We start from the raw sequence: 26,133 nt of genomic DNA, 5'->3' as shown, positions 1-26,133 counted from the left end.
ATCACTTGTCCTTTTTTTGTGGACGCTGCCAGCCATCCACGGTGACCTGACGCCCGCGCGCCACGGTCAGCTTATCTGCCGGTGCATTTTTGGAGATCACCGAACCGGCCCCAATCGTGGCGTTTGCGCCGACACTGACCGGCGCAACCAAGGCGGTATCGGAGCCGATGAAGGCACCGTCGCCAATGTGAGTTGTGTGTTTGTTCACACCGTCATAGTTACAGGTGATGGTGCCTGCACCAACGTTGACGTGATCACCCAAAATAGCATCACCAACATAACTCAGGTGATTGATTTTACTGCCTGTTCCGATCTGCGCTTTCTTGGTTTCCACGAAGTTGCCGATACGCGCATGATCCGCCATCCGGGTGCCGGGGCGCACACGCGCGAACGGCCCAATGCTGCAGGACGCGCCGATCTGCGCGTCTTCCAGCACACTATTGGCTTCAATCCGTGTGGCATTGCCGATCCGCACATTGCGTAGTACACAGTTGGGGCCAATGTGCACGCCGTCCGCCAGCTGCACCTCACCTTCGATCACGCAATTCACGTCGATCAGGCAATCACGCCCTGCGCTGAGCTGGCCGCGCAGATCGAAGCGCGCCGGGTCGATCAGCTGCACGCCTTCGCCCATCAGTCGGTCGGCCTGTCTGGCCTGATAGGCCCGCTCCAGTGCAGCAAGTTGGCGGCGATCATTAACGCCGGCGACCTCCACCTCGGACTCGGCCAGCACCGCATGCACATCCATACCCTCGCCTGCCGCCTTGGCAACACAGTCGGTCAGGTAAAACTCGCCTTGTGCATTGTTGTTGTCCAGCGCACCGACCCAGCGCTTGAGCGCTGCGGCTGGCGCGGCCAGCAGCCCGGTGTTGACCTCACGGATCTGACGCTGCACGTCGCTGGCATCTTTGTGCTCGACAATCCCCACCACACGGCCATCATCACGCAAGATGCGCCCGTAGCCTGTTGGGTTCTCAAGCTCCACGGTCAAGATTGCCAGGGCGTCCCGGGCGGCGATCTCGCACAGCGCTTGCAAGCTGTTCTCACCCACCATGGGCACGTCGCCATACAAGACCAGCACAACAGCATCGTCCGGAATCTGCGGCAATGCCTGAGCCATTGCATGGCCCGTTCCGAGCTGTTCGCGTTGTTCGACCCAGCTCAGATCAGTGGCGTCGGCAAAGGCCTGCCGCACCGCATCTCCGCCATGCCCGAACACGATATGGATGACATCACTCAAGGGCTGGGCCTGGCCGTGCAACACATGCGACAACAGGCTGCGACCAGCCAATTGCTGCAAAACCTTGGGGTGTGCCGAACGCATCCGGGTGCCTTGCCCTGCGGCCAGGATCACACTGTGTACAGCCACGCGATATTCTTCCTCAAACATTGTCCGTGCATGATAGCGCCGGATACGAAAAAGGGCCGTAAACGGCCCTTTTATCTATCGAAGTTCAGGTGTCGAAGCTCAGCGTTTGGTCTTCAGCTTGCTGACCAGATGCAAACGCGCCGCGGCTTCAGCCAGTTCGGCCTGAGCACGCGCCATGTCGATATCCGATCCCGCCTGCGACAGCGCCTCTTCAGCACGCTTCTTGGCTTCAATCGCCGCGGCCTCATCAATATCGTGTGCACGTTGAGCGGTGTCCGCCATGACCGTGACTTTATAAGGCTGAACTTCCAGCAGGCCACCGGAGACGAAGAACTCCTGCTCTTCATCACCGTTCTTGACCCGCACAACCCCCGGGTTAAGACGCGTCAGCAAGGGTGCGTGGCGGGGCGCGATGCCCACCTCGCCCATTTCTGCCGGCGCGAACACCATGCTGGCGGTACCAGCGTGGATTTCGCCTTCGGCGCTGACGATGTCGACCTTGAGTTCCATCGGGGTTTAAACCTTCTCGGCTTTTTCGACGGCTTCTTCGATGGTGCCCACCATGTAGAAAGCCTGTTCCGGCAGATGATCATACTCGCCGTCGACAATGCCGCGGAAACCACGGATGGTGTCCTTGAGCGAGCAGTATTTACCCGGCGCGCCGGTAAACACTTCAGCCACGTGGAACGGCTGCGACAGGAATCGCTGAATCTTACGCGCGCGGGCCACGATCTGCTTGTCTTCTTCAGACAGCTCGTCCATGCCCAGAATCGCGATGATGTCCTTCAGTTCCTTGTAGCGCTGCAGCACGCCCTGAACTTCACGGGCGGTGTTGTAGTGCTCGGCACCGATGACCAGCGGGTCAAGCTGACGGCTGGTCGAATCGAGCGGGTCCACAGCCGGGTAGATACCCAGCGAGGCGATGTCACGCGACAACACGACGGTGGCGTCAAGGTGAGCAAAGGTGGTTGCCGGCGACGGGTCAGTCAAGTCATCCGCGGGTACGTATACGGCCTGAACGGAGGTGATCGAACCGGTCTTGGTCGAGGTGATGCGCTCCTGCAGAACGCCCATTTCCTCAGCCAGGGTCGGCTGGTAACCCACCGCCGACGGCATACGACCGAGCAGTGCGGACACCTCGGTACCGGCCAGGGTGTAACGGTAGATGTTGTCGACGAAGAACAACACGTCACGACCTTCATCACGGAAGAACTCGGCCATGGTCAAACCCGACAGCGCCACGCGCAGACGGTTACCCGGCGGCTCGTTCATCTGGCCGTAAACCATCGCCACTTTGGACTGGGTCAGGTCGTCAAGCTGGATAACGCCAGCCTCGGACATTTCGTGGTAGAAGTCGTTACCTTCACGGGTACGCTCACCAACACCGGCGAACACGGACAGACCCGAGTGCTCTTTGGCGATGTTGTTGATCAGCTCGAGCATGTTCACGGTCTTGCCTACGCCGGCACCGCCGAACAGGCCAACCTTGCCGCCTTTGGCGAACGGGCACAACAGGTCGATGACCTTGATGCCAGTTTCCAGCAGATCGGTAGAACCGGACTGCTCTTCGTAGCTCGGCGCTTCACGGTGAATCGACCAACGCTCTTCGGTCTGCACCTCACCACGCTCGTCCTGCGGCTCGCCCAGTACGTTCATGATGCGGCCCAGGGTGCCCTGGCCAACCGGCACCGAAATCGGTGCGCCGGTGCTTTCCGCCGACATGCCGCGCTTGAGGCCTTCCGACGGCCCCATGGCGATGGCACGGACAACCCCGTCGCCCATCTGCTGCTGGACTTCCAGGGTCAGGCCCGCTTCAGCAACACGCAGGGCGTCATACACCTTGGGCATCGCATCGCGCGCGAATTCGACGTCTACGACGGCGCCGATAATCTGGACAATCTTTCCGGAACTCATCAATAAAGTCCTCTTTTCCTAAGCTTTTTCGCCGCGTTACGGCAAGATTCAATTCAATTCGTAACCGCTACACCGCGGCTGCGCCACCGACGATTTCCGCCAGCTCCTGAGTAATCGCAGCCTGACGGGCCTTGTTATAGGCCAGCTGCAAGTCCTCAATGATCTGACCGGCGTTGTCCGATGCGCTCTTCATGGCGACCATACGCGCAGCCATTTCACAGGCCACGTTCTCGACCACGGCCTGGTAGACCTGCGATTCGACAAAGCGCATCAGCACATCGTCAAGCAGCTCTGCCGGTTCCGGCTCGTAGATGTAGTCCCACAGGTCAAGCAACTCACCATCATCCTCACCCGCCTGCTGAGCCACCGGCAGCAACTGCTGCACATCGGGCTTTTGGGTCATGGTGTTGACGAATTCGTTGCTGAGCAGCAGCACACGATCAACCTTGCCGTCGCGGTAGGCATCGAGCACCACCTTCATCAGACCAATCAGCTGGTCCAGATGCGGGGTGTCGCCCAGATTGCTCTGCTCGGCAATAACGTTGCCGCCAAGACGCTTGAAGAACGCACGCGCCTTGTTACCAACCACTGCGATGTCCACATCCACATTCTGGCTTTTCCAGTGCTTCAGCTCACCCAGGGTTTTACGGAACAGGTTGATGTTCAGGCCGCCGCAAAGACCACGGTCGGTCGACACCACAATAATGGCGACGCGCTTGACTTCACGCTCCACCACAAAGGGATGCCGATATTCCGGGTTGGCCTTGGACAGATGGCCCATGGTCCGGCGCAGGCGCTCGGCGTAAGGCCGGGACGCCATCACGCGGTCCTGAGCCTTGCGCATCTTCGAGGCCGCAACCATTTCCATGGCTTTGGTGATCTTCTGCGTATTTTTTACGCTGCCGATCTTGGTGCGGATTTCTTTGGCACTTGCCATATCAGACTCTGGTCAACAGTGGGGGCTTACGCCGCCCACTGCTTCTTGAAGCCTTCGAGCGCAGCTTTGATGCCGCTCTCGATCTCGTCGTTGTAGTCACCCTTCGCATTGATGGTGTCCAGCAACGCCTGCTGTTCCGATGCGAGGTAACGATGCAGATCTTCGTCAAACTTGACGACTTTGTTGACCGGCACATCGTCGAGGTAGCCTTTGTCAGCGGCGTACAGCGAGATCGCCATGTTGCCGACCGACAGCGGTGCATACTGAGCCTGTTTCATCAGCTCGGTCACACGCTGACCACGCTCCAGCTGCTTGCGGGTTGCCTCATCCAGATCCGAAGCGAACTGGGCAAACGCGGCCAACTCACGATACTGAGCCAGTGCCAGACGAATACCGCCGCCAAGCTTCTTGATGATCTTGGTCTGTGCAGCACCACCCACACGCGACACCGAGATACCGGCGTTCATAGCCGGGCGAATGCCCGCGTTGAACAGGTCGGTCTCAAGGAAGATCTGACCGTCGGTGATGGAAATCACGTTGGTCGGAACGAACGCAGAGACGTCGCCAGCCTGGGTTTCGATGATCGGCAGTGCGGTCAGCGAGCCCGTTTTGCCTTTGACTTCACCGTTGGTGAACTTCTCAACGTAGTCGGCGTTTACGCGCGCAGCACGCTCAAGCAGACGTGAATGGAGATAGAACACGTCACCCGGGAATGCTTCACGGCCCGGCGGGCGGCGCAGCAGCAGGGAGACGGAACGGTAAGCCACAGCCTGCTTGGACAGATCGTCATAGACGATCAGGGCATCTTCACCGCGGTCGCGGAAATACTCGCCCATGGAGCAACCGGCGTACGGCGCGATGAACTGCATGGCTGCCGATTCCGAAGCCGAAGCCGCCACCACGATGGTGTGCGCCATGGCATCGTTTTCTTCCAGCTTGCGCACCACGTTGGCAATCGACGACGCCTTCTGACCGATGGCGACGTAGACGCATTTCACGCCGGTGTCTTTCTGGTTGATGATGGCGTCGATAGCCAGTGCGGTTTTACCGGTCTGACGGTCACCAATCACCAGCTCACGCTGGCCACGGCCAACCGGAACCATGGCGTCAACCGATTTGTAACCGGTCTGCACCGGCTGATCGACCGACTGACGCTCAATAACGCCCGGCGCGACCTTCTCGATCGGCGCGCTTTCCTTGGCATCGATGGCGCCTTTGCCGTCAATCGGCTGGCCCAGCGAGTTCACCACACGACCCAGCAGCTCGGGGCCGATCGGCACTTCAAGAATGCGACCGGTAGTCTTAACCGTGTCGCCTTCCGTCAGGTGTTTGTAATCACCCAGAATCACCGCACCAACAGAATCACGCTCAAGGTTGAGCGCCAGACCGTAGGTTTCACCCGGGAATTCCAACATCTCACCCAGAACGGCGTCAGACAGACCGTGCACACGCACGATGCCGTCGGCCAGGCTCACGATGGTGCCAGTGTTGCGGGCTTCGGTGAGAACTTCAAAGTTCTCGATTCGGGATTTGATCAGCTCGCTGATCTCAGAAGGATTCAACTGCATCGTCTGCAATCCTGTATTTATTGAGTGAGTGCGCTACGCAGACGAGACATCTCGCCACGCACCGAACCATCGATGACTAGGTCACCGGCGGACACCACGGCCCCGCCGATCAGATCCGCGTCCACCGCCCACTGCACCTGAACATCATCGCCCAGGCGCTGCTTGAGCGCGTCGACGATTCCGCTTTGCTGTGCCTCGCCCAGCTCGGAGGCTGAAGCGATACGCACATTGCGCAGATGTTCATAGGCTTCGCGCAAGGCAGAAAACTCTTCTGCGATGGCGGGCAGCAGGGCCAGACGACGATTCTCGGCCAGCACTTTGAGCAGATTGCCCAACGACGCATCACCAGGTGCTCCGGACAGCTGCTGCAACATCTCCAGCAGCTGTTCAGAACCGACACCGGGATGGCCGATCAAAGCCGCCATGTCGTCGTTGGACGCAGCCTCGGCCAGACGCGTCAGCGCATCACCCCATTGGGGCAATGACTGGGCATCACGCGCCACGGAAAACGCAGCGCGGGCGTAGGGGCGTGCCAAAGTTTGCAACTCAGCCATGATGGCCCTCAGATCTGCGCCGCGAGGCGGTCAACGATATCGGAATGTGCTTTCGCGTCGATCTCGCGACCGAGAATCTTCTCGGCACCGCTGATCGCCAGACTGGCCACATCCTTACGCAGGGCTTCACGTGCGCTGGAAATGCTCTGGTCGATTTCGGCCTGAGCCTGACCCTTGATGCGATCACCTTCGGACTGCGCCGCAGCGCGGGCTTCCTCCAGGATCTGGGTCGCCTGACGATTAGCACCAGCGATGATTTCGCGAGCCTCTTCGCGAGCCTGCTGAAGCGCTTCATCCGCTTTCGCGGCCGCCTCCTGCAGATCACGAGCCCCTTTATCCGCCGCAGCCAGACCGTCAGCGATCTTCTGCTGCCGCTCCGCCATTGCGCTGGTGATCGGCGGCCACACGAACTTCATAGTGAACCAGACGAACAGCGCGAACGCGATCATCTGGCCTATCAGTGTGACGTTAATATCCATATGCGACTCCCGCGCCTAAGCTGATATCAGGAACCGACGGCAGCTTTGACGGCTTCAGCGAACGGGTTGGCGAAGGTGAAGAACATGCCGATACCGATGCCGATGAAGGTCACGGCGTCAAGCAGACCGGCGATCAGGAACATACGACCGGTAAGCAGACCAGCCAGTTCCGGCTGACGGGCAACGCCTTCGAGCAGCTTGCCACCCAGCAGGGCGAAGCCGATAGCGGTACCCAGGGCGCCCATGGCCAGAATCAAACCCACGGCAATTACCGTGGAACTCTGTACGCTAGCAATAGCCTCAACCATTGAATTTACTCCTATAAGGTAAGTGTCGAGCTAAAAAAACTGATCAGTGGTGCTCAGCCGCCAGGCTGAGATAGACGATGGTCAACACCATGAACACAAAGGCCTGAAGGGTTACAACCAGAATGTGGAACACCGCCCACAGCCAGTGCAGCCCCAGCCCCAGAGCCGAGAGAACCCAGCCCTGCATGAACAGAAGGGCGATCAGAATGAAGATCAGTTCGCCCGCAAACAGGTTGCCGAACAAACGCAGGCTGAGCGAAACCGGCTTGGCCAGATCCTCAACAATGCGCAGCAGCAAGTTGAACGGCGCCATCCAGGGGCCGAACGGATGGGTCAGCGCTTCCTTGGCGAAGCCGCCTAAACCCTTGAATTTGATATTGAAGTAATACAGCAGAATGAGAACGCCGAGGGCCAGGCCCAGGGTCACGTTAACGTCTGCCACGGGCACGACCTTGAGGTAGTCAATGCCGACGCCGGCGGCCATGGTCGGCAACAAATCAACCGGCAGCAGGTCCATGCAGTTCATCAGAAAGACCCAGACGAAGATGGTCAGACTGAGCGGCGCTACCAGCGGGTGGGTGCCAGGGAACGTTTCTTTGACCTGACCATCGACAAAGTCGACAACCATTTCGACAAAATTCTGCATACCAGAGGGCACGCCCGCGGTGGCCGACTTGGCGACCTTGCGGAACATCCACAGGAAAAGCGCACCGAGGAGCACCGCAAAAACGATACTGTCCACGTGCAAAACCCAGAAACCCTTGGCGTACGGATCCAACGTCATCGTCGTCAAATCCAGTTTCAGATTGGTCAGATGGTGGACGACATAATCCGTCGATGAGACTGCTTCACCGTTACCGCTGGCCATTCGTTATCCGTCTAGTGATTCGTGATCCACAAGCAGTCCGCCGACTATGTAGGCCATCAAGCAGGCCACAAAAGCTGACATCACTGCCATAAATTCGGTCGGGAAGCGGGCCATGCACAACGCGAACAACACGAAGGTCAAGGCAAACTTTCCAAACTCTCCCCGGTACACCGTGCCCACCAAACGTTTGGGCTCGTCGACCAGACTTAACGCCTGAAGCAGGCGCCAGCGCATGTAAGCCGCCGGCAGCACCGCCGTACCGACGCCGCACAAGGCGGCCAGTGCAGCCGTCTGACTCTTTGCCAGCCATGCTGCGGCCACGACCATCCCGATCAGACACTGCATCGCGATGATTTTGCTGGCTTGTTGCATATTTCAGGCGAGTCAAACGCCCACTCTCCAGGAGCGGGGCGCGCAACTATAGCCACCGCGCATCGGGAGGTCAATGACATCCCGGGGAATTGCTTTTTGATCAGTAAGTTGAATGCGCGCACCCAACTTGGCGCAGCGCACAATGGCAGTGCAGAACTAGCCCAGGCGCTCGAAAATGGCCTGCAATTCGGCGGCTGTGGTGTATTGAATCACCAGACTGCCGCGCTCTTCGTCGCGCGGCTTGAGCACCACTTTAGCCTTGATCCGCTCGGCCAGACGATCGCGTGCGATCTGCAAACGGTCGTCAATCTCGGCCGTCTTGAGCTCCGCCTTCGGTGCACTGGGCGCATTCATCTGCCGCACCAGTGCTTCGGTCTGGCGCACGTTCAAGGCTTGCGCGCGGATTTTTTCGGCCGCACCGGGCTGCAGATCCACCGGCAAGCCCAGCAGCGCCCGCGCATGGCCCATTTCCAGTTCGCCCTCGCGCACCAGGGTCTGCACATCAGCATGCAAATTGACCAGGCGCAGCAGATTGGTCACCGAGGCCCGCGAACGGCCCACAGCTTCGGCGCACTGCTCGTGGGTCAACCCACATTCATCAATCAGACGCCGCAAGGCCTGCGCCTCGTCCAGAGGATTGAGTCCTTCGCGCTGAATGTTTTCGATCAGCCCGACGGCCAGCACGGTCTGATCGGGCAGGTCACGCACCAGCGCCGGGATATCGGCCATGCCGGCCAAGCGCGAGGCACGCCAACGACGCTCGCCGGCAACCAGCTCGTAGCTGTCTTCAGCCAGCGGGCGCACCACCACAGGCTGAACCACCCCCTGCGACTTGATCGAGGCAGCCAGCTCCTGCAGCGCCTCTTCATCCATCTCCGTACGCGGCTGGTAGCGCCCGGGCTGAATCTGATCCAGCGGTAAACGGCGAACCTGCTCATCCGCTTCGGCCTGCGCCGGCACATCCCCCAACAACGCGTCGAGCCCGCGCCCCAGTCCTCGTCTTGGCTTTTTCGCCATCTCCCCGTTCCTTCTCGTAATTACAGTTTGACCGGCTTGCGCCCCAGCATTTCGCCGGCCAGTGCCAGATAGGCAATTGCCCCGGTGGACCGGGGATCATAGGCGATCACGGGCTGGCCGTAACTCGGCGCCTCGGCCAGACGCACATTGCGCGGCACGATGGTGCGGAACACCTTATCGCCAAAATGGGCGATAAGTTCCTCCGAAACCTGGCGCGCCAGATTGTTGCGCGGGTCGTACATGGTGCGCAGGATGCCCTCGATCTGCAGCCCCGGATTGATGCTGCCGCGAATCTGCTGAATGGTGCTGACCAGCGCGGATATACCTTCCAGTGCGTAGTACTCGCATTGCATCGGAATCAGCACACCACTGGACGCCGCCAGGGCGTTGACCGTGAGCATCGACAGGCTCGGCGGACAGTCAATCAGAATGAAATCGTAATCATCGGCGACCGTAGCCAACGCTTTTTTCAGCGTGAGCTGGCCACCACTACCCTTCAAACCGACGTCCGCAGCCGTCATGTCATCATTGGCGGGCAGCACGTCGAGCTTGTATTCGGGGCAGGCGATACGCGCCTGAGCCACCGTGGCATCGCCGAGCAGGACATCGCAGCCGGAAAACTCCAGCTCGCCCTTGTCGACCCCGACCCCCATGGTGGCGTTGCCCTGGGCATCCAGGTCAACCAGCAGCACACGGCGCTTGGTCGCCCCCAGGGAAGCGGCCAGATTGACGCTGGTGGTGGTTTTGCCCACGCCACCCTTCTGATTGGCTACGGCAAGAATCTTCGGCACGGTCACGCTTCCTGTTCTTCCGGCCCATGCGGGCCTGAATGTGCGCCGCCGCCACGCTCGAGAATCACCAGATGGCGATCAGCGCTCAGCGACGGGACGGTCAAACGCGGCATTTTAACCACCTGCCAAGGTGTCGGCACAGCCTCACGCTCATTCGCCTCGGCTTTACCCTTCATGGCCAGCATCTGTCCACCCGGCGCCAGATGTACGCCCGCCAAGGTCACGAAATCAGCGAGCGAGGCAAATGCCCGGCTGATGATCTGCGGATACGGCGCATCGGCCTGCCAGGCTTCAACGCGGCAGGCTTCAGCCTGAAAGTTATTCAACCCCAGCACCCGGGCAACATGCCGCTGGAAGGCGATCTTCTTGTGCCGACTTTCCACACTGAGCACGTTCACATCAGGGCGCGCCAATGCAATCAACACACCGGGCAGGCCACCGCCACTGCCCACGTCCATCAAACGCCCGCCCTGCACATGCGGCAATACGCTGAGCGAATCCAGCACATGCTGGACCAGCACCTGGCGCTCATCGGTTATCGCGGTGAGATTGATCCGCCGGTTCCAGTGCAGCAACTCCTGGGCAAAGCTCAGCAGCGGATCGGCCAGACCGGCATCAAGCCCAAGCTGGTCCAGCCCGTCGCGCAAAAACGCTGCGTGCGCGTGCATCAGCGCGGCAAAACCGCAGCGTTACTCGTCAACATCGTCCGCATCGACCTGACCACTGAGACGCCGCCGCACATGCGACCAGCTGATCCCCACCGCCATAACAGCGGAAATGACGAAAATCACCAGATAACTGACCACCCGCAGCGATTGCGTGTCGACCAGCTTGAAATCGATCAGCACCCAGACCATGCAGCCGAACAGCGCCAGCGCCAGAATCATGCCCACCGGGCCCAGCGAGCGCAGGGTTGCGCGGATGTAGATGGTCCAGCCAACCGCAAGCAGCACCCCGGCCAGCGCCTTGAGCGCGATCATCTGCGAGACATCGCGCGACACCCAGTGCAGGAACGACCAACCTTCCGGGTTGTAGGTCAGCAGGACCAGCAGCAATGCAAAAACAAAACGCAGGGCGAAACCACCCCACCCAAACGACGAACTGGCCATGCTCAGGCTCGCGAGGAAGAAGCCCTTAAACGTACCACACGCTCACCGGGGGCTTTGTCCCGGCGCGTTTCGCCGCGATCCTTCATGCGCTGCAAACAGGCCTCGAAGGTGCGCGAGATGACGCTGGAGTTGCGGATCCGCTCGATCTGCGGCCAGGTTCGGCGCTCGCCAGAGCGAATGAAGTGGCGCATGTCCTCTTCGGTCGGGCTGGACAGCATGCGCATCAGCTTTTTGGGATGCTGGCTGGGGAAAATGTTGATGTCGCCGGAGAAGCGCTGGTTGGTCAGGGCCAGCAGCTTCTCGGCCACCCGCCACCAGCCTTCCGGGTCCATGCGATGACGCGCGGTTTCCACGATGTGTTTGCTGTAAACCCCGTAACTGCTGCGGGCCAGCTCGGACACCAGCGACACCAGACCGGTTGAATTGCGCGCGCGGTCATCCTTCATGAAGGGCACCACATGCGGATTGGTCTGGCTCACGATGTAGTGATTGACGTTGTGCAGACGGGCGATGCGCAACATCGGCAGGTCGCTGCGCAGGGTCCCGTCCTGCCAACGCTTGCTCGGCATGTAGCCGATGATGTCGCCGTCGTAGCTCTTGGCCTGCAGCATCACCGGCGGAAACACCCCCGGAATGGCACATGACGCCAGCGACGCACGGTTGATCAGCACATTGGGTGCGGTCAGGTAGTTGAGCAAACGCCCATGCTGATGCGGCTCGATCGGCGACACCGTGATGCCGACGATGCGCCGGGTGCGCTCGAAGGCTTCTTCGAAAGTGTAGTCGCCCATGTTCTGCTGCAGGCAATGCCACAGCTGACCTTGATCCATGAGTGAACGGTTGCGCATGGCGCTGCGCAGATCGAACAGGCGAAATGCATCCAGATACAAGCCGCCCGGCTCGAACATCTCGGTCAGCTCTTCGTCGGTGCGCGTACCCACTGCGCCGGCAATGATCGAACCGGCGCTGGAGCCCGACAGCACCCGCGGCAACACATCTTCACTCCACAGCGCCTTGATCACGCCCAGATGGAACATGCCCAGCGTTGCGCCACCCGACAGCATCAGGCCGGAACGCCCGAAACTGGAGCCGGTGCGCTTGAAGAAACGAATCTTGTCGTCCAGCGTGAAGTCTGGGAACTCGTTGTCGCACAAATAGTTAAGACAAATTGCGACTTCGTGCAGGTACTCTTCGATGAGCAGCTTGGTGCCGACCCGGCAATAGGTATAGATCTTGGGGTTGGCGATACCGCCCAGATTGCCGTGCAAGCCTTCGTGCAGGGCGTAGACCAGCTCGCTGACGCGTTGCTCTTCGCGCAGCTGACGCAGCTCGTTCAGACGAGCGCGAATCAGCCTGAAATCGTAATCCCGCGATTCATCCTCGGCGCGCCAGTCGGCCTTGCCCTCAAGCTCATCCAACTCCAGTGCAGCCGCCCGCCAGCTGCGGTAATCCTCGGCGTTGTCGAGATCGCGCTGTAGTCGTTTGTCCTTGCGCATGCCCTATCCGTTTATGTTGCAGTGCGCAAAACTAGCACGACCAGGCTGTGCGGCAAAGCGTGACTAACCGCCAGGCACCTTGAGGCGCTGCCCAGCCCGGATCCGATTGACGTCGGACAAGGCATTCGCCGAAGCAATAGCGCTGACCGACACACCGTACTGCCGGGCAATGGTTTCCACGGTCTGGCCCGACCGGATGGTGTGCCAGGCATAGGCTGGCCGACCCGATGCCGGCACCTGCAGACGCACCCCAACACGCAGGTATTCCGGGCGATCAATGTCGTTGAGGGCCTGCAGCTGGCGCACCGACGCACCGTAACGCCGGGCGATACCAATCAGGGTTTCACCGCTGCGCACCTTGTGAATGACCGGCCGCTGACCGTTGGGCGGGATTTTCAGCACCTGGCCAATACGGATGAAATGGCTGCTGCTCAAACCGTTGGCCTGACGGATCGCCCGCACGGAGGTGCCGTACTGCTGGGCCAGCCCACTCAAGGTCTGCCCGGAGCGCACACGGTGATTGCGGTAATAGACAAACTGACGACTGAACAGCTCAGAGTCATCAAGCCGGGCATAGGCTGAACGAAAATGCTGACCGTGGCCCCGTGGCAAACGGATGCGGCGCTGCGGCGGCACCAGCAACTCGCCTCGCTGAACCGCGGTAGAGAAGCTCGGATTCAGCTCGAGAAAACGCTCAGCATCCTGACGCGACAGGCGACGCAGGGTGTCGTAACGCACGAAGTGCTCGGTGGTCACCTCGTCAAAATGATCCGGCGCATCGCGGCGCAGCGGCCCAAAGTACTGCAGCGCGTTGGATTCGACGTCAAGCGCGGCAAGGAATTCGGCATAGAAATTCTTGGCTGCAAAACCCCAGCGCGGATGTTCGTAATCTTCAATCAATTCGACCAGTGAACTGCCACCAATCTCATCCAGGCCGCGAGCCAGACCGTAGCGCCCAAAGTTGTACGCGGTAACCGCCAAGGGCCAGTCCTGCAGAAGGGAATAATCATCACTCAGATGTTGGGCCGCACCCTCGGTCGACAGCCACGGGTCACGTCGATCATCGCCGACTTCGTCGTAGCTCATGTAGCGCTTGGCCGTACCCGGCATGAACTGCCACATCCCGGCTGCACCACTCTTGGAATAGGCCCGGGTATTGAAACTGGATTCAACCAGCGGCAAACGCGTCAGCTCAACCGGCAAGCCGGCATCGGCAAACACCTTTTCCATGTAGGGCAGATAGCGCCCGGAACGCATGATCGCCGCTTCGGTTTTCTCACGCAGTCCGGCTTGCCCGCGCAGATCCTCGGCAATCTCCCGCAAGTGCTCGGGCTTGAGCAAACCGTGCGTTTTGAGCGTATTGCGAATGCTGCGCGCCTCATCATCCAGGCCACGCTCTGACGGATCATCCGCCAGGCGCAGCATCAAGCTGCGCAGAGCGGCTTTTTCTTGCTCTTCGATGCGCCGTTTGTGCATGCGCAGCTCGGTGTCATCGAGCAAATCGACCACATCGGTGAAATCCAGCACCTTGTAAACAACCGACACATTCTTGCGGTCATGGAGAATGATCTGATGCTGCGAATATTCACCGAACACGCTGCGCCAGAAGGCAATCTTGTGCTCCAGCTCGGGCGGGCGCGGAAAAACATCGCTAGCCGCAGCAGCGTGCGCGGCAAACAACCCCAGCATCACCGCGGCGACGAACCGGGCGACACGCAAAGACAGCATGTTTGAGCGTATGACCATGGCCATCAATTTAACAAAAAAGCCCGGCAAAACCGAAGTCTTGCCGGGCTTTTTAAGCCGTTTTCGCGTTAAGCCAAACGACGGCGACGCAGCAGACCGAACAGGGCAATCAACAAGACGCCGTAGCCCAGCGCACCACCACGCGACGGCAACAGGCCACCGCGCTCGCCACCACTGACGTCGTCATCGGCCACAGCCTCATCAAACTGATACAGCTTGACGCCACGCCCGAAGGTGCCCGCGAACAGCTTGCGGTTATCGCCCGGCTGCAGCACCAGCTGGTTGACCGGCACATTTTCCAGATCGCCCAGCGGTGCCCATTGGCTACCTTCCAGATCGCTGGAAATGAAGACACCGATATCGGTACCTACGATCAACTGGTTACCACGCTTGAGAATAGCGGTGACATTGGTGTCCGGCAGGTTGCCGGAAATGTCGCGGAAGTTCTCACCGGCATCATCGGAACGGAACACATGGCCTTCACCGATGTTGGCGTTCTCGTCCAGGTAGCCACCCGGCTGAATCCAGCGCGCCGTGGAGTAGCCACCCAGGGTCACAAACACGGTCTCAGGCTGAGCCGCATCCATTTCCACACCGTAAATGAAGCGATTGGGCAGGCCGTTCAGACTGGCTTGGTGCCAGCCGTCCGAGGTCCCCGACGCCGGCGGCGCATCGCCCCCAACATTGGTGGCCAGACCGCGCTGGAACTGGGCGCTACCGGTTGTGACGGTGCACGGCCCGCACCAGGCGGTGTAGACGTTGGCACCATCGACATCGAGTGAACGGTGACGCGCCTGATGCGCGGTGCCGCTGGCTTCATCCACACCCAGATCGAAGACTTCAATCCACTCGGCATCGGTCGATGCATTCAAGGTTTCAGCAACCTTGGTACCCACCGCAACCAGATGGTCCGCGTCACGCGGGTTCATCATGAACGGGCCGAGGAAGTGGGCGGTGCCAACTTCGGCATCCGGCGCAATATTGCTGTGACTGCGGCCACCATCAGTGGTGCGGTTGATCGACAGCCCCGGGGTTTGCACATAGGCCACGTTGGCGCGATCGGGATCGACCGCCGTCCACATGCCATCACCCACATAGGTGCGAATCTGGCGCCCGGTTCCAGCTTCGATTTTGCCCGAAGCATTGTCCTGCAGCCCGTAGAACACGGTGCCGTCCTTGGCCACGCTGATGCCGTAGTTCATGAGGGTATAGAAGCCCTGATTGGCCCCATCGCCCCATTTGTTGTTGGCGAAGTCATCGGTGATCGGGTTGCTGCTGTACTGCTTGTAAACACCGCCATCACCACCGGCGAACAGCCACACGCCACCACGCACAGGATCAGGGATGAAAATCCCATCATGCTGGTCAGGGTGGGTGGTGGTGCCATTGATCACGCCGTCATAGGTCGGGCACACCGGAACCGCCGGGCCCAGCTGCCCCACCAGGAACAAACAGGTCTCGCCAGCGAAATACGAGCCAAACACCTCCCAATCGAACGCCGGCAATTGCTCCACGGCACCGACCACCGGCAACAACGACAGACTCAACTGCTGGATGGCCGCTTCCAGGCCAATATCGGCAGCCAGTTCAGTGATGGTTTCCTGCAGCACCGGCACCGGCGGCAAGCCGGACAAGGTGTTCTTCCAGATTTCTTCCATGCCGAAAGCGACACGGGTAGGCGCATGCAGAACCGGGTCAGCAAGCGTGGGATCGGGCTGAATCCACAGGTCATACCAGGCCTGAACACCCGGCCCCACACCCAACGCCACCGTGGCAACCAGCGACGAGCCGCTCAGCGCGCTGGTGTAGGTCAGGTTGATATCGTCAGCCAGGCGCACCCAGTTGGAGCCGAAATCCTGCGACACATAGATGCCGTTGATGGAGGTCGGGCTCAAGCCACCGGTAATGGTTTCGCAGATGAAACGCGGATCACCATCCGGCAGCTGGGAGCAGTCCAGCGGAATTTCCGGCAAGCCCTGATCCAGCGGCAAATCGAGCAATGGCAGACCACCGTTCAGCAGGACAGCGTCCTGAACGATGGCGTAAACCACGTTGTGATTCTGCTCGGGGCCGATGGCCGCGCCCAGTTCAACACGGCCGATACGTTCTTGCGGCGCGAAGCCGATCGGCGGAATACCGCCCAGCGCGGGAATAGCCGGAGAGTCGACACGCTCGAAGGTGCCAGGCTTGCCGTTGGGGGAGCGGTACAGACCGTTACCCGGTGCCATCGGCGTGCCGTCGGCGTACGGGGCATTGCCGCCACGATAGCCGACTGCAGCGAGCACGGCGCAACCGTCGGCTTCACAGGTGATGCCTTCCAGAGCCACCGTTTCCAGCGCCAGCGGACCAACACCACCCGGCTCCTGCACGACCACATCGGAGACGACGTTGGCGAGTTGGCACGGACCGGAGTAATCCACCACCCCGGCGCATTCTTCAGACACCGGCAAGCCCACATTTACAAACGTGGCACCGGCATCTTCCGAGCGGAACAGACCCTTGTGGGTTGCGGCATAAACAATGTTCGGGTTGGACTGATCGACGGCAAGCGTTGAAGCGCCAGCCGCATCTGGCACACCTGCAGCCTGATTCCAGGTCTGCCCCAGATCATCTGTCCAGTAAGCGCCAAGGCCCACATAGGTATTGCCACCTTGCACATGCTCACCCGTCAAAGCGATCAGACGACCGCCTTGAGCCGGCGTCCAGGCAATCGCGGAGGCAATCGTCGTGGGCATGTTTTTGCCCAGATCAATCCACAGATCGCCCAGGGTGCCGACATCGCCATCAACCGCCTCAGACATCCAGACACCACCGGTGCCCACCGCGGCGAACAGACGCTGGTTCGCCTCGTCGTAGGAAAAATCGTCCACACGCCCTGCGACTGACGGAATCCCGTCACGCGAACCGTCGACATACTCGGCGAGGGAGATCTGCGGACCCTGGCCATAGTTCTGCCACTGGCCCGCCGCGTTTGCGACGTCCGCTTTGAGCGGCTGCATGGCCGCTTTGTGCTCGACTGCGGCACGCATCGCGCCCTGCGGAATCACACCCAGCGGCGCCGCAGCAGCATCATCAACAACCTGGCCCCATTGACCAATTTCGGCCATCGACTCGGGAATGCGGTTGTAGGCGCAGGTCTGCTCGCCGTAAGTTGCGCGAATCTTGTCGGCAAAATCGTCGCTCAGTCCAGGATTGAACTCGCGCGCGTAAGCCACGGGATCTGTCATCTGATACCCGGGCGGGCATGCCGCTGCCACATCCGATGTGTGATCGACGGTGGCGTGACTTGCGTAATACGCCAGTGCCCCGCCACCAAGCAAAAACCCTGCTACGGCAACTCCCGGCCGACGGGCAATAAACTGAAACATTCCTGAACCCCCAGGTAGCAATTCAAATCATGCTTGCGCACGTCAGCGCTCAAGCTAACCGGCGAGTATATAGAGATATACATCCCTGCATAAACACCGGGCACGCGAAAACCTTCATCCGAAACACGGCACGAAGACCGAGCAAGAAACGTTCCAGATCAAGCCTAATTGGAAAGAATTTGCTCAGGCGTAAGGCCTGAGCGGCCCAACGCTTGCGCAACCGGCGGACAGGTGATTTGTCCGTCATGCACGTTGAGACCTGCGGCCAGATTGGGATCACGCCGCATGGCCTCGCGCCAGCCGTGATTGGCCAGAGCCAGGGCGTAAGGCAAGGTGGCGTTGTTGAGCGCGAAGGTCGAGGTGCGCGCCACCGCGCCGGGCATGTTGGCCACGCAGTAGTGGACCACCTCATCAACCTTGTAGGTGGGTTCGGCATGGGTGGTGGCGCGGGATGTTTCAAAGCAACCGCCCTGATCGATCGACACGTCGACCAGCACCGAGCCGGGACGCATGGCCTTGACCATCTCACGCGTCACCAGCTTGGGCGCCGCAGCGCCGGGCAGCAGCACCGCACCGACCACCAGGTCAGCCGCCAGTACGTATTTTTCAACCGCATCGGCGGTGGCAAAAATGGTGTTCAGGGTTGGGCCGAACTGATTGTCGAGTTCACCCAGGCGACGCAGACTGCGATCCAGCACGGTGACCCGCGCCTCCATCCCCATGGCCATACGTGCCGCATTGGTGCCGACCACACCGCCACCCAGAATCACCACATCGGCCGCCGCCACCCCGGCAACACCGCCCAGCAGCATGCCGCGCCCGCCCTGCTCCATCTCCAGACAATGAGCACCGGCCTGTATCGACATTCGACCGGCGACTTCGCTCATCGGCGACAGCAAAGGCAGACCACCACGGCCATCCGTCACCGTCTCGTAGGCCACCGCAGTGCAACCGCTGGCCAGCAGGGCATCGGCCTGAGCCGGATCAGGCGCCAGATGCAGGTAGGTGAACAACAGCTGCCCCGGACGCAACATGGCGCATTCGCAGAGCTGCGGCTCCTTGACCTTGACCACCATCTCGGCCTGATCAAAAACACTCTGCGCATCCGCAACCAAAACGGCGCCAGCGCGCTCGTAATCCTCGTCCATCAGGCCGATGGCGGTGCCGGCATCACGCTGCACAATCACACGATGACCATGCTGGCATAACTCACGCACGCTGCCCGGCGTCAGTCCAACGCGGTATTCGTGCACCTTGATTTCCTTCGGAACGCCAATCAGCATGCGTGGTCTTCCGCCAAAAACCAGACTATACATGACTGCACTATGGGCAATCGACTTAGCAAACTGACCACCCGCACCGGCGATGCTGGCGAGACCGGCATCGCCGGAAACCGGCGTCTGTCCAAATTTCATCCCCGCATTCAGGCCATTGGCGACGTCGATGAGCTCAACTGCTGCGTTGGCGTCCTGCGCAGCCACCCGCTACCAGCGCCGCTGCAACCCGTGCTGGAACGCATTCAGCAGGAACTGTTCAATCTGGGCGGCGAACTGGCCATGCCGGAGTGCCACCTGATCAATGCCGAGCATGTTGATGCGCTGGAAGCGGAAACCGACCGGTTCAACGCCAGCCTGCCTCCACTCAAGGACTTCGTTCTGCCCGGTGGCGGCGCAGCCGCTGCGGCGGCGCACATGGCCCGGGCGGTATGCCGAAGGGCTGAACGCAGCGTTTGGGCTGCCCATGCCGAAGAAGCGTTGCGACCAGCGCTGGCCCAATACCTCAACCGCCTGTCGGATCTGATGTTCGTGTTCTGCCGACTGCTCGCGCGCGAGGCCGCACACGACGAGGTGCTATGGAACAAACCGGCCGCACCGGGCTCAGGTCATCCAGCCACCGATGGTGAGCAGGGCGAGTAAGGCCAGCAGGATCAGCATGCTGCGGTCGAGCAGGTGCACGGCCCGATCCAGGCATTCCAGCTGGCCGCTGGCCGCATCATCCTGAGGATCACGCGCCAGCGCAGCCAACCCGGTCTGGGCCAGCAAGGGCCAGGCACTGCGCACCCAGTCGCCGTTATAATTCGAAGCCCACTCTCGCCAGCGTGCGAAGGCGTGGTCGGCACTGCCAGCCAGGGCGTAGAGCAAGGCCGCAGCCCGCGCACTGGGCCAGGCCATCGCACCGTGTAGCATTTCGGCCAGGCGCTGGCTTTCATCATCACGCCCGGCATGCCCGAGATGACAGGCCACCGAGGCCAGCATGCGATAGGCCACCGCACCCGGCAGACCGAGCACGAAGAACCAAAGAAGCACCGCGAACCAGCGTTCATGCCCCTGCACGAAACACGCGGCCACCGGCGAACGCCCGCTTGTCGGCCCGTCGTGGCGCAGCGGCCCGGTCAGCAGATCACGCAGCAGGGTTTCGGCCAGCGCATCATCACCGCGCCTCACCGCCGCCTCATAACTGTGCACTTCTTCGCGCAGGTCGCGCGGCCCCAGGCAGGCCAGCAGCACCACCAGGGCCAGGGGCAGAATCAGCACCTCACCGGCGGGCAGCTCGACAATGCTGTATTGCAGCGTGGCAATCACCGCCACCGGCAGTAGCACATAAACCGCCAACGACCAGGCCCGTGGGCCGATACGGTCATCAACCAGCCGAATCCAGCGATCCGTCAGGCTGTGCGTACGCCACTGCGGCGAGTAGCTCAGCACCCGCTCCAGGAAAAGTGCAATGACGATCGCGATCAGAGTCATACTGGCAGTGTACCCGGAGATGACAGCGGCACAAGCATGCACGATTTTGAACTCGATTCGCGCTTACACAACGACTGCGAGATGGTGCTGGACTGGCCACTGTGCCGCGTCCTGCTGATGCGCGACGCGCGCTACCCGTGGTTCATCCTGGTGCCACGCCGTGCGCAGCTGCGCGAGCTGTGCCAGCTCAGCGATGACGATTACGCCCAGTTCGGGCGGGAAAGCCGCCGCCTGTCGCAGTATCTGCTCGACAGCACCGGCGCGCCCAAGCTCAATGTCGCCGCACTCGGCAATGTGGTGGCGCAACTGCATGTGCATCACATCGCCCGTTTTCACGACGATGACGCCTGGCCGGGGCCGGTGTGGGGCGTTGCACCCCCGCGCCCCTATGACGAAGAAACCCTGACGGAGCTGCTGACGATGGCGCGCCAGCAGCTACCTTTCGATCAGGCTTAAACCGCCCGCGCGGCGGCAACTGCCGCGTCGGCGCTGACATCGCGCCCGAGCTTGCGCATACCGGCCGCAATGGCGTTGAGGCAACGCTCAACCGCCTCCAGGTTGCAGCCGTGGCCCATCAAACCGATACGCCAGGCCTTGCCGGCAAAATCACCCAGGCCGGCGCCGATTTCCAGATTGTGCTCGTTGAGCAGGTAAGTGCGGAATTCAGCGTCATCAATGCCTTCGGGAATGCCGATGGTGGTCAGCGGCGGCAGCCGCTCCGCCTGCGGCGGAATCGGCGCGATACCCAGCTCAGCCAGCCCGGCGACCAGCGCCGCATTGACCACCCGATGGCGCGCCCACGACGCATCCAGCCCCTCTTGCAGCAGCAGGCTGAGCGCTTCGTGCAGACCATAAACAGCGTTGACCGGCGCGGTGTGGTGATACGCACGCTTGCCACTGCCCGCCCAGTAGCCTCCGAGCAGGCTGAAATCCATGAACCAGCTCTGCACCGGCGTCTTGCGCTGACGCAAGGCATCCAGGGCACGCTCGCCCACCGTGATCGGGGCGATACCCGGCGGCGCACTGAGACACTTCTGACTGCCGGCATAGACCATATCCAGACCCCAGGCGTCGACTTCGATCGGGCACCCGCCGATCGCGGTCACGCAATCAACCAGGGTCAGGCAACCGTGCGGACGCACCGCCTCGGCCAGCTGCTGACTGTCGCTCAGCACCCCGGTAGAGGTTTCGGCCTGGACCCAGCAGACCAACTTGAACGGTTTGCTGGCACCGAGCTTGTCGGCCAGCTGCTGCGGATCCACCGCCCGCCCCCAGGGGAACTCCAGCACTTCGACTTCAGCCCCGCAACGCCGGGCCATTTCCGCCAGACGCACGCCAAACACACCGTTCTGACAAACCAGCACACGGTCACCTGGCTCCAGCACATTGATCAGGCAGGCTTCCATGGCGCCGGTCGCCGGTGCAGAAAACGGCATGCTGAAGGCATTGTCCGTCTTGAACACCTCACGCAACTGGCCCTGAACCGTGTTCATCAGCTCGATGAAAGCGGGATCGAGGTGGCCAATGGTCGGCTGCGCCGAGGCTTGCAGGACACTGGGGCTGACCGGACCGGGCCCGGGTCCCATCAGGTAACGCTGGGGTGGTTGGTACATGGCTTTGCACAAGAAAAAAGGGCGGGGATTCTAACAGGTGCGTTACCATGCACGCCCTGTCATTCCCGGTCGATCCATTTTGACAAGCCTGCGATCACGCGTGAGCGCCATGGCGCTGCGGCGGATATTGCGCCCCAAGCTCAATCATCAGCATTCCCCCGAGGCACAGCGCCGCGCGGCGGAGCTGTTTGCCCGGCTGCAGTTCATGCCGCGCGACGTCACCCTGGAAAACAGCCAACTTGGCGGGCGACCCACAGACATCCTTACCCCGGCTAACGCCGCAACAGACCGCGCTGTACTGTATCTGCACGGCGGCGGCTTCGTGGTCGGCAGCCCTCGCACGCACCGTGTCCTCACCGCATATCTGGCCAAAGCGGCAGGCTGCAAGGTGTACTCGATGGATTACCGTCTTGCGCCGGAACATGCCTTCCCCGCCGCACTCGACGACACCGTGCTGGCTTATCGCGAACTCAGCGAAGCCATGCCCTCGGACAAAATTGCCGTAGCCGGCGATTCGGCCGGCGCCTGCCTGAGCCTCAGCCTGATGCTCAAGCTGAAGCAGCTTGAACTGCCACAACCGGCCTGCGCGCTGCTGCTTTGCCCGCTCACCGACCTGACCCTGTCGGGCGAGAGCATCCACCGCAATCGCCATGTCGAGCCGCTGCTCACACGTGAATGGCTGGAAGTAAACAATGAGTATTATTCGGCCGACACACCGCGTGACGACGCCCTGATTTCACCGGTTTTCGCCGACCTCAGCGGCCTGCCGCCGATGCTCATCCAGGCGGCCGCCAACGATCTGCTGCTGGACGACGCACGCCGCCTGCATGCGGCAGCGCGCAAGGTCGGGGTCGACACCAAGCTGGAAGTCTTCGCCGATCTTGGGCACGATTTCCAACTGACGCCCGACATGGTCCCGGAAGCCCAGCGCGCTATCGCCATGGCCGGTGCATATGTGAAACTCCGGCAATAACGCCGCGCGGGAACAACGCTCATGATGATCGACGACACAGCGACACAGCGCGAGCACCCGCCCGAGATTCCCAACAAAAGCGACATCCCCGAGCAGCTCGGCAAGTACCTGTTGCAGGACGAGATCGGCCGCGGCACCTGCGGTGTGGTCTACAAGGCCTACGATCCGTTCGTGGCACGCGATGTCGCGATCAAGCTGGCCCTGAACGACACCGCGGTCGACCCAACCGAATCGATGCAGCAGAACCGCGAGTTCTTTGCTGAAGCCCACGCCGCCGGCATGCTGCATCATCCGCATATTGTCTCGGTGTTCGATGCAGGGGTGGTCGATGGCTTCAGCTACATCGTCATGGAATATGTCGATGGCTGCACCCTGGCCGAGGCGGTCAAGCAGAACAGCGCGCCGATGCCGGTGGATCAGGTTATCGACATCATTTTCAAATGTGCCAAGGCACTGGATTACTCGCACAAACGCGGGGTCCTGCATCGCGACATCAAGCCCGGCAACATCATGCTGGCGCAGGATGGATCAACCGCCAAGATCATGGACTTTTCCATCGCCGAGATGCTCCAGGGCAACAAGCTGCGCCCGGAAACGGTGGTCGGCTCGCCCGCCTTCATGTCGCCAGAGCAGATCCGCAAGCAGGACATGGGGCCCAGCTCTGATCTGTACTCGCTGGGTGCGGTGATGTACTACCTGCTGTGCGGCGAACCGCCGTTCGTCGCCCAGGACATCCGCCGCCTGCTCGACATGGTCAAGAGCCTGCCGGCCCCGAGCCCTCGTAGCAAACGACCGGAGCTGCCCGATACGGTCATCGAAGTGGTCGAACGCCTGCTCAGCAAAGATCCGGCGCAGCGCTTCGAAAGCGGCCAGGATCTGGCCGTGCAGCTGACCCGCATCAACAACCAGCTGAGCCACGCCGAGCGCCAGCTCAGCCGCGCGGAAAACCGCGACTCGCTGCGCCGCCTGCGCTTTTTTGATGATTTCGACGATGCCGAAATCGACGAGTTCATGGCCGCCGCCAACATGCTGAGTTTTCACGCCGGCGACACCATCATTCAGGAAGGTGACATCGACAACGCGTTCTACATCGTGGTGGTCGGCAATGTCAGCGTGTCCAAGGCCGGCACCACCATGATGGCGCTGGGCAAAGGTGATGTGTTCGGCGAAATCGCCTTCCTCACCGCCACACGCCGCACGGCCACGGTCAGCGCCAGCAGCGAGGTGCTAGTGCTCAAGATCAACGCCGCGGCCATGGAGCAGGTCTCCGAACGGGTTCAGCTGCGCTACTACCGGGTGTTCTGCGAAAACCTGATCTACCGGCTGTCGATGACCACGGCCAAACTGTCCGCCACCCGCTCGTAAGACCAACATGCCGTTAAGCCGCGCCAAGATCGGCGAGATTTTCCGTATCTGGCAAGACGCCAATCCACACCCCGAAACCGAGCTCGAGTACAACTCGCCGTACGAGTTGCTGGTGGCGGTCACGCTGTCCGCGCAGGCCACCGATGTCGGGGTCAACAAAGCCACGCGCAAGCTGTTCCCGGTGGCCAACACCCCGCAGCAGATCTGGGATCTGGGGGTTGAAGGCCTGACCCGCTATATCCGCACCATCGGGCTGTTCAACGCCAAGGCCAAGAACGTGATTGCTGCGGCGCGCATCCTGCTGGATGAACACGACGGCGAGGTCCCGCGCGAACGCGAAGCCCTGGAGGCATTGCCCGGCGTGGGGCGCAAAACCGCCAATGTGGTTCTGAACGTGGCCTTCGGCCAGCCCACCATGGCAGTCGATACGCACATCTTCCGCCTGGGCAATCGCACCGGCATCGCCCCGGGCAAAACCCCGCTGGCGGTGGAAAAAGGATTGCTCAAACGCATTCCCAAGGAGTATCTGGTTCATGCCCACCACTGGCTGATCCTGCATGGTCGCTATGTGTGCAAGGCGCGCAAGCCGGATTGCCCCAACTGCAACATCAATCACCTGTGTGCCTACAAAGCCAAAACCCTGCTTGAAGGCGCCGGCTGAATCTTCTCCCCACACCCGATAACAGAGGACGACACATCATGAATCTTGCGCAAAGCGTGATCATCATTACCGGCGGCGCTTCAGGCCTGGGCGCAGCCACCGCGCGCCGGCTCGCCAGCGCCGGCGCCAAACTGGTTCTGGCTGATCTCAATGAAGATCTGGGCCAGGCCCTGGCCAGCGAACTTAACGCTCAGTTCGTGCGCTGCAACGTGACCAGCCCGGACGATGCCCAGGCTGCGATCGACAGCGCCATCAACACCTATGGCGGGCTCACCGGCCTGATCAACTGCGCCGGGATCGGCACCCCGGCCAAAGCCGTGGGTCGCGATGGGCCGCTGGCCATGGAAGCGTTCACCAAGATCATCGACGTCAACCTCAATGGCAGCTTCAACATGATTCGCCTGGCCGCACACGCAATGATGCAGGCCGAGCCGAACGATAAGGGCGAGCGCGGGGTGATCATCAACACCGCTTCAGTGGCCGCCTACGATGGACAGATCGGCCAGCCGGCCTATGCCGCCTCCAAAGCTGGCCTGGTTGGCATGACCCTGCCGCTGGCACGCGAGTTCTCGCGCTCGGGCATCCGGGTCATGACCATCGCTCCGGGCCTGTTCAAAACCCCGCTGCTGGAAAGCCTGCCCGAAGAGGCGCAGAAGTCGCTGGGTATGCAGGTGCCATTCCCCTCGCGCCTGGGCGAGCCGGACGAATATGCCCAGCTGGCTCAGCAGATCTTCGAAAACACCATGCTCAACGGGGAAACCATCCGTCTGGATGGCGCGATCCGCATGGCCCCGAAATGAGCGCCGATCCGATTGTCATCGTGGGTGCCGCGCGCACCCCGATGGGCGGCATGCTGGGCGAGCTGTCAGCGCTCAGCG

General features: G+C 61.1%; 26 protein-coding genes. 6 read left to right on the top strand and 20 right to left on the bottom strand.

Annotation, left to right across the window (positions count from 1 at the left end; all coding sequences use genetic code 11):
• Window position 1: 1 nt before the first annotated feature.
• From glmU to ald, 18 genes are all read right to left on the bottom strand, one after another.
• Window positions 2-1,369 (bottom strand): bifunctional UDP-N-acetylglucosamine diphosphorylase/glucosamine-1-phosphate N-acetyltransferase GlmU, encoded by a 1,368-nt coding sequence (glmU, locus tag ATO7_RS14485; protein WP_240499490.1) that lies wholly within the window; start codon window positions 1,367-1,369, stop codon window positions 2-4.
• A 99-nt stretch (window positions 1,370-1,468) separates the two neighbouring features.
• Window positions 1,469-1,879 (bottom strand): F0F1 ATP synthase subunit epsilon, encoded by a 411-nt coding sequence (locus tag ATO7_RS14480; protein WP_083562986.1) that lies wholly within the window; start codon window positions 1,877-1,879, stop codon window positions 1,469-1,471.
• Window positions 1,880-1,885: 6 nt separating this feature from the next.
• Window positions 1,886-3,283 (bottom strand): F0F1 ATP synthase subunit beta, encoded by a 1,398-nt coding sequence (atpD, locus tag ATO7_RS14475; RefSeq protein WP_083562984.1) that lies wholly within the window; start codon window positions 3,281-3,283, stop codon window positions 1,886-1,888.
• Between the two features lie 67 nt (window positions 3,284-3,350).
• Entirely contained in the window at window positions 3,351-4,220 is an 870-nt protein-coding gene (atpG, locus tag ATO7_RS14470; RefSeq protein ID WP_083562982.1) for a F0F1 ATP synthase subunit gamma, read from the bottom strand.
• Between the two features lie 26 nt (window positions 4,221-4,246).
• Complete coding sequence (gene atpA, locus ATO7_RS14465) at window positions 4,247-5,788, bottom strand: F0F1 ATP synthase subunit alpha (RefSeq protein WP_083562980.1); 1,542 nt, start codon at window positions 5,786-5,788, stop codon at window positions 4,247-4,249.
• Window positions 5,789-5,805: 17 nt separating this feature from the next.
• Complete coding sequence (locus ATO7_RS14460; protein WP_083562979.1) at window positions 5,806-6,342, bottom strand: F0F1 ATP synthase subunit delta; 537 nt, start codon at window positions 6,340-6,342, stop codon at window positions 5,806-5,808.
• A gap of 8 nt (window positions 6,343-6,350) precedes the next feature.
• Window positions 6,351-6,821: a F0F1 ATP synthase subunit B gene (locus ATO7_RS14455; protein ID WP_083562977.1), complete on the bottom strand. Its 471-nt coding sequence runs from the start codon at window positions 6,819-6,821 to the stop codon at window positions 6,351-6,353.
• Between the two features lie 26 nt (window positions 6,822-6,847).
• Window positions 6,848-7,129, bottom strand: a complete 282-nt coding sequence (gene atpE, locus ATO7_RS14450) for a F0F1 ATP synthase subunit C (RefSeq protein WP_083562975.1) — start codon at window positions 7,127-7,129, stop codon at window positions 6,848-6,850.
• A 43-nt stretch (window positions 7,130-7,172) separates the two neighbouring features.
• Entirely contained in the window at window positions 7,173-7,997 is an 825-nt protein-coding gene (atpB, locus tag ATO7_RS14445) for a F0F1 ATP synthase subunit A (RefSeq protein ID WP_083562974.1), read from the bottom strand.
• Window positions 7,998-8,000: 3 nt separating this feature from the next.
• The gene (locus tag ATO7_RS14440) at window positions 8,001-8,369 is read right to left on the bottom strand and encodes an ATP synthase subunit I (protein WP_083562972.1); all 369 of its coding nucleotides are present in this window, start codon (window positions 8,367-8,369) and stop codon (window positions 8,001-8,003) included.
• Window positions 8,370-8,525: 156 nt separating this feature from the next.
• On the bottom strand, window positions 8,526-9,386 hold the full coding sequence (locus tag ATO7_RS14435; protein WP_083562970.1) for a ParB/RepB/Spo0J family partition protein: 861 nt from the start codon (window positions 9,384-9,386) through the stop codon (window positions 8,526-8,528).
• 20 nt (window positions 9,387-9,406) lie between these two features.
• Window positions 9,407-10,177 (bottom strand): ParA family protein, encoded by a 771-nt coding sequence (locus tag ATO7_RS14430; protein WP_083563281.1) that lies wholly within the window; start codon window positions 10,175-10,177, stop codon window positions 9,407-9,409.
• A 2-nt stretch (window positions 10,178-10,179) separates the two neighbouring features.
• Window positions 10,180-10,845, bottom strand: a complete 666-nt coding sequence (gene rsmG / locus ATO7_RS14425) for a 16S rRNA (guanine(527)-N(7))-methyltransferase RsmG (RefSeq protein WP_083562968.1) — start codon at window positions 10,843-10,845, stop codon at window positions 10,180-10,182.
• Window positions 10,846-10,866: 21 nt separating this feature from the next.
• Window positions 10,867-11,286, bottom strand: a complete 420-nt coding sequence (locus ATO7_RS14420; protein WP_083562966.1) for a DUF6524 family protein — start codon at window positions 11,284-11,286, stop codon at window positions 10,867-10,869.
• 2 nt (window positions 11,287-11,288) lie between these two features.
• Window positions 11,289-12,782, bottom strand: coding sequence for a DUF3336 domain-containing protein (locus tag ATO7_RS14415; RefSeq protein ID WP_083562964.1), 1,494 nt, complete (start codon window positions 12,780-12,782; stop codon window positions 11,289-11,291).
• Window positions 12,783-12,845: 63 nt separating this feature from the next.
• The gene (locus ATO7_RS14410; protein ID WP_158523220.1) at window positions 12,846-14,528 is read right to left on the bottom strand and encodes a LysM peptidoglycan-binding domain-containing protein; all 1,683 of its coding nucleotides are present in this window, start codon (window positions 14,526-14,528) and stop codon (window positions 12,846-12,848) included.
• A 68-nt stretch (window positions 14,529-14,596) separates the two neighbouring features.
• On the bottom strand, window positions 14,597-17,755 hold the full coding sequence (locus ATO7_RS14405) for a WD40/YVTN/BNR-like repeat-containing protein (protein ID WP_146680377.1): 3,159 nt from the start codon (window positions 17,753-17,755) through the stop codon (window positions 14,597-14,599).
• A 305-nt stretch (window positions 17,756-18,060) separates the two neighbouring features.
• Window positions 18,061-19,179 carry an alanine dehydrogenase gene (ald, locus tag ATO7_RS14400; RefSeq protein ID WP_083562958.1) on the bottom strand — a complete coding sequence of 373 codons (1,119 nt, stop codon included), beginning with the start codon at window positions 19,177-19,179 and terminating at the stop codon, window positions 18,061-18,063.
• Window positions 19,180-19,221: 42 nt separating this feature from the next.
• On the opposite strand from ald, the gene ATO7_RS14395 reads away from it, so the two are divergent.
• Window positions 19,222-19,812: a cob(I)yrinic acid a,c-diamide adenosyltransferase gene (locus tag ATO7_RS14395; protein ID WP_083562956.1), complete on the top strand. Its 591-nt coding sequence runs from the start codon at window positions 19,222-19,224 to the stop codon at window positions 19,810-19,812.
• On the opposite strand, the gene ampE is transcribed toward ATO7_RS14395, so the two are convergent.
• The gene (gene ampE / locus ATO7_RS14390) at window positions 19,774-20,643 is read right to left on the bottom strand and encodes a regulatory signaling modulator protein AmpE (RefSeq protein WP_146680376.1); all 870 of its coding nucleotides are present in this window, start codon (window positions 20,641-20,643) and stop codon (window positions 19,774-19,776) included. The genes ATO7_RS14395 and ampE overlap by 39 nt on opposite strands.
• 36 nt (window positions 20,644-20,679) lie before the next feature.
• Between ampE and ATO7_RS14385 the strand changes: the two genes are divergently transcribed.
• A complete protein-coding gene (locus tag ATO7_RS14385; RefSeq protein ID WP_083562953.1) occupies window positions 20,680-21,099 on the top strand; it encodes an HIT domain-containing protein in 420 nt (139 codons plus the stop codon).
• Here the strand turns inward: ATO7_RS14385 and ATO7_RS14380 are convergent.
• On the bottom strand, window positions 21,096-22,256 hold the full coding sequence (locus ATO7_RS14380; protein WP_206044947.1) for a pyridoxal-phosphate-dependent aminotransferase family protein: 1,161 nt from the start codon (window positions 22,254-22,256) through the stop codon (window positions 21,096-21,098). The genes ATO7_RS14385 and ATO7_RS14380 overlap by 4 nt on opposite strands.
• Before the next feature lie 109 nt (window positions 22,257-22,365).
• Between ATO7_RS14380 and ATO7_RS14375 the strand changes: the two genes are divergently transcribed.
• The 4 genes from ATO7_RS14375 to ATO7_RS14360 are packed head-to-tail and all read left to right on the top strand — an operon-like array spanning window position 22,366 to window position 26,055.
• Window positions 22,366-23,229 (top strand): alpha/beta hydrolase, encoded by an 864-nt coding sequence (locus tag ATO7_RS14375; RefSeq protein ID WP_083562951.1) that lies wholly within the window; start codon window positions 22,366-22,368, stop codon window positions 23,227-23,229.
• A gap of 21 nt (window positions 23,230-23,250) precedes the next feature.
• Window positions 23,251-24,594 carry a serine/threonine-protein kinase gene (locus ATO7_RS14370; RefSeq protein ID WP_206044946.1) on the top strand — a complete coding sequence of 448 codons (1,344 nt, stop codon included), beginning with the start codon at window positions 23,251-23,253 and terminating at the stop codon, window positions 24,592-24,594.
• Between the two features lie 7 nt (window positions 24,595-24,601).
• A complete protein-coding gene (gene nth / locus ATO7_RS14365) occupies window positions 24,602-25,255 on the top strand; it encodes an endonuclease III (RefSeq protein ID WP_083562949.1) in 654 nt (217 codons plus the stop codon).
• A 38-nt stretch (window positions 25,256-25,293) separates the two neighbouring features.
• Complete coding sequence (locus ATO7_RS14360) at window positions 25,294-26,055, top strand: 3-hydroxyacyl-CoA dehydrogenase (protein WP_083562947.1); 762 nt, start codon at window positions 25,294-25,296, stop codon at window positions 26,053-26,055.
• Window positions 26,056-26,133 lie beyond the last annotated feature (78 nt).

Source organism: Oceanococcus atlanticus (genome assembly GCF_002088235.1).
Lineage (GTDB): Bacteria > Pseudomonadota > Gammaproteobacteria > Nevskiales > Oceanococcaceae > Oceanococcus > Oceanococcus atlanticus.
Note: the sequence above shows the minus strand (reverse complement) of the source record. Positions and strands in the feature narration are given on the sequence as shown.

What these genes read in the sequence shown, in the direction of transcription:
- ATO7_RS14480 (WP_083562986.1), bottom strand. Translation starts at nt 1,879, where the DNA reads ATGGAACTCAAGGTCGACATCGTCAGCGCCGAAGGCGAAATCCACGCT.
- atpD (WP_083562984.1), bottom strand. Translation starts at nt 3,283, where the DNA reads ATGAGTTCCGGAAAGATTGTCCAGATTATCGGCGCCGTCGTAGACGTC.
- atpG (WP_083562982.1), bottom strand. Translation starts at nt 4,220, where the DNA reads ATGGCAAGTGCCAAAGAAATCCGCACCAAGATCGGCAGCGTAAAAAAT.
- atpA (WP_083562980.1), bottom strand. Translation starts at nt 5,788, where the DNA reads ATGCAGTTGAATCCTTCTGAGATCAGCGAGCTGATCAAATCCCGAATC.
- ATO7_RS14460 (WP_083562979.1), bottom strand. Translation starts at nt 6,342, where the DNA reads ATGGCTGAGTTGCAAACTTTGGCACGCCCCTACGCCCGCGCTGCGTTT.
- ATO7_RS14455 (WP_083562977.1), bottom strand. Translation starts at nt 6,821, where the DNA reads ATGGATATTAACGTCACACTGATAGGCCAGATGATCGCGTTCGCGCTG.
- atpE (WP_083562975.1), bottom strand. Translation starts at nt 7,129, where the DNA reads ATGGTTGAGGCTATTGCTAGCGTACAGAGTTCCACGGTAATTGCCGTG.
- atpB (WP_083562974.1), bottom strand. Translation starts at nt 7,997, where the DNA reads ATGGCCAGCGGTAACGGTGAAGCAGTCTCATCGACGGATTATGTCGTC.
- ATO7_RS14440 (WP_083562972.1), bottom strand. Translation starts at nt 8,369, where the DNA reads ATGCAACAAGCCAGCAAAATCATCGCGATGCAGTGTCTGATCGGGATG.
- ATO7_RS14435 (WP_083562970.1), bottom strand. Translation starts at nt 9,386, where the DNA reads ATGGCGAAAAAGCCAAGACGAGGACTGGGGCGCGGGCTCGACGCGTTG.
- rsmG (WP_083562968.1), bottom strand. Translation starts at nt 10,845, where the DNA reads ATGCACGCGCACGCAGCGTTTTTGCGCGACGGGCTGGACCAGCTTGGG.
- ATO7_RS14420 (WP_083562966.1), bottom strand. Translation starts at nt 11,286, where the DNA reads ATGGCCAGTTCGTCGTTTGGGTGGGGTGGTTTCGCCCTGCGTTTTGTT.
- ATO7_RS14415 (WP_083562964.1), bottom strand. Translation starts at nt 12,782, where the DNA reads ATGCGCAAGGACAAACGACTACAGCGCGATCTCGACAACGCCGAGGAT.
- ATO7_RS14410 (WP_158523220.1), bottom strand. Translation starts at nt 14,528, where the DNA reads ATGGTCATACGCTCAAACATGCTGTCTTTGCGTGTCGCCCGGTTCGTC.
- ATO7_RS14405 (WP_146680377.1), bottom strand. Translation starts at nt 17,755, where the DNA reads ATGACAGATCCCGTGGCTTACGCGCGCGAGTTCAATCCTGGACTGAGC.
- ald (WP_083562958.1), bottom strand. Translation starts at nt 19,179, where the DNA reads ATGCTGATTGGCGTTCCGAAGGAAATCAAGGTGCACGAATACCGCGTT.
- ATO7_RS14395 (WP_083562956.1), top strand. Translation starts at nt 19,222, where the DNA reads ATGGGCAATCGACTTAGCAAACTGACCACCCGCACCGGCGATGCTGGC.
- ampE (WP_146680376.1), bottom strand. Translation starts at nt 20,643, where the DNA reads ATGACTCTGATCGCGATCGTCATTGCACTTTTCCTGGAGCGGGTGCTG.
- ATO7_RS14385 (WP_083562953.1), top strand. Translation starts at nt 20,680, where the DNA reads ATGCACGATTTTGAACTCGATTCGCGCTTACACAACGACTGCGAGATG.
- ATO7_RS14380 (WP_206044947.1), bottom strand. Translation starts at nt 22,256, where the DNA reads ATGTACCAACCACCCCAGCGTTACCTGATGGGACCCGGGCCCGGTCCG.
- ATO7_RS14375 (WP_083562951.1), top strand. Translation starts at nt 22,366, where the DNA reads ATGGCGCTGCGGCGGATATTGCGCCCCAAGCTCAATCATCAGCATTCC.
- ATO7_RS14370 (WP_206044946.1), top strand. Translation starts at nt 23,251, where the DNA reads ATGATGATCGACGACACAGCGACACAGCGCGAGCACCCGCCCGAGATT.
- nth (WP_083562949.1), top strand. Translation starts at nt 24,602, where the DNA reads ATGCCGTTAAGCCGCGCCAAGATCGGCGAGATTTTCCGTATCTGGCAA.
- ATO7_RS14360 (WP_083562947.1), top strand. Translation starts at nt 25,294, where the DNA reads ATGAATCTTGCGCAAAGCGTGATCATCATTACCGGCGGCGCTTCAGGC.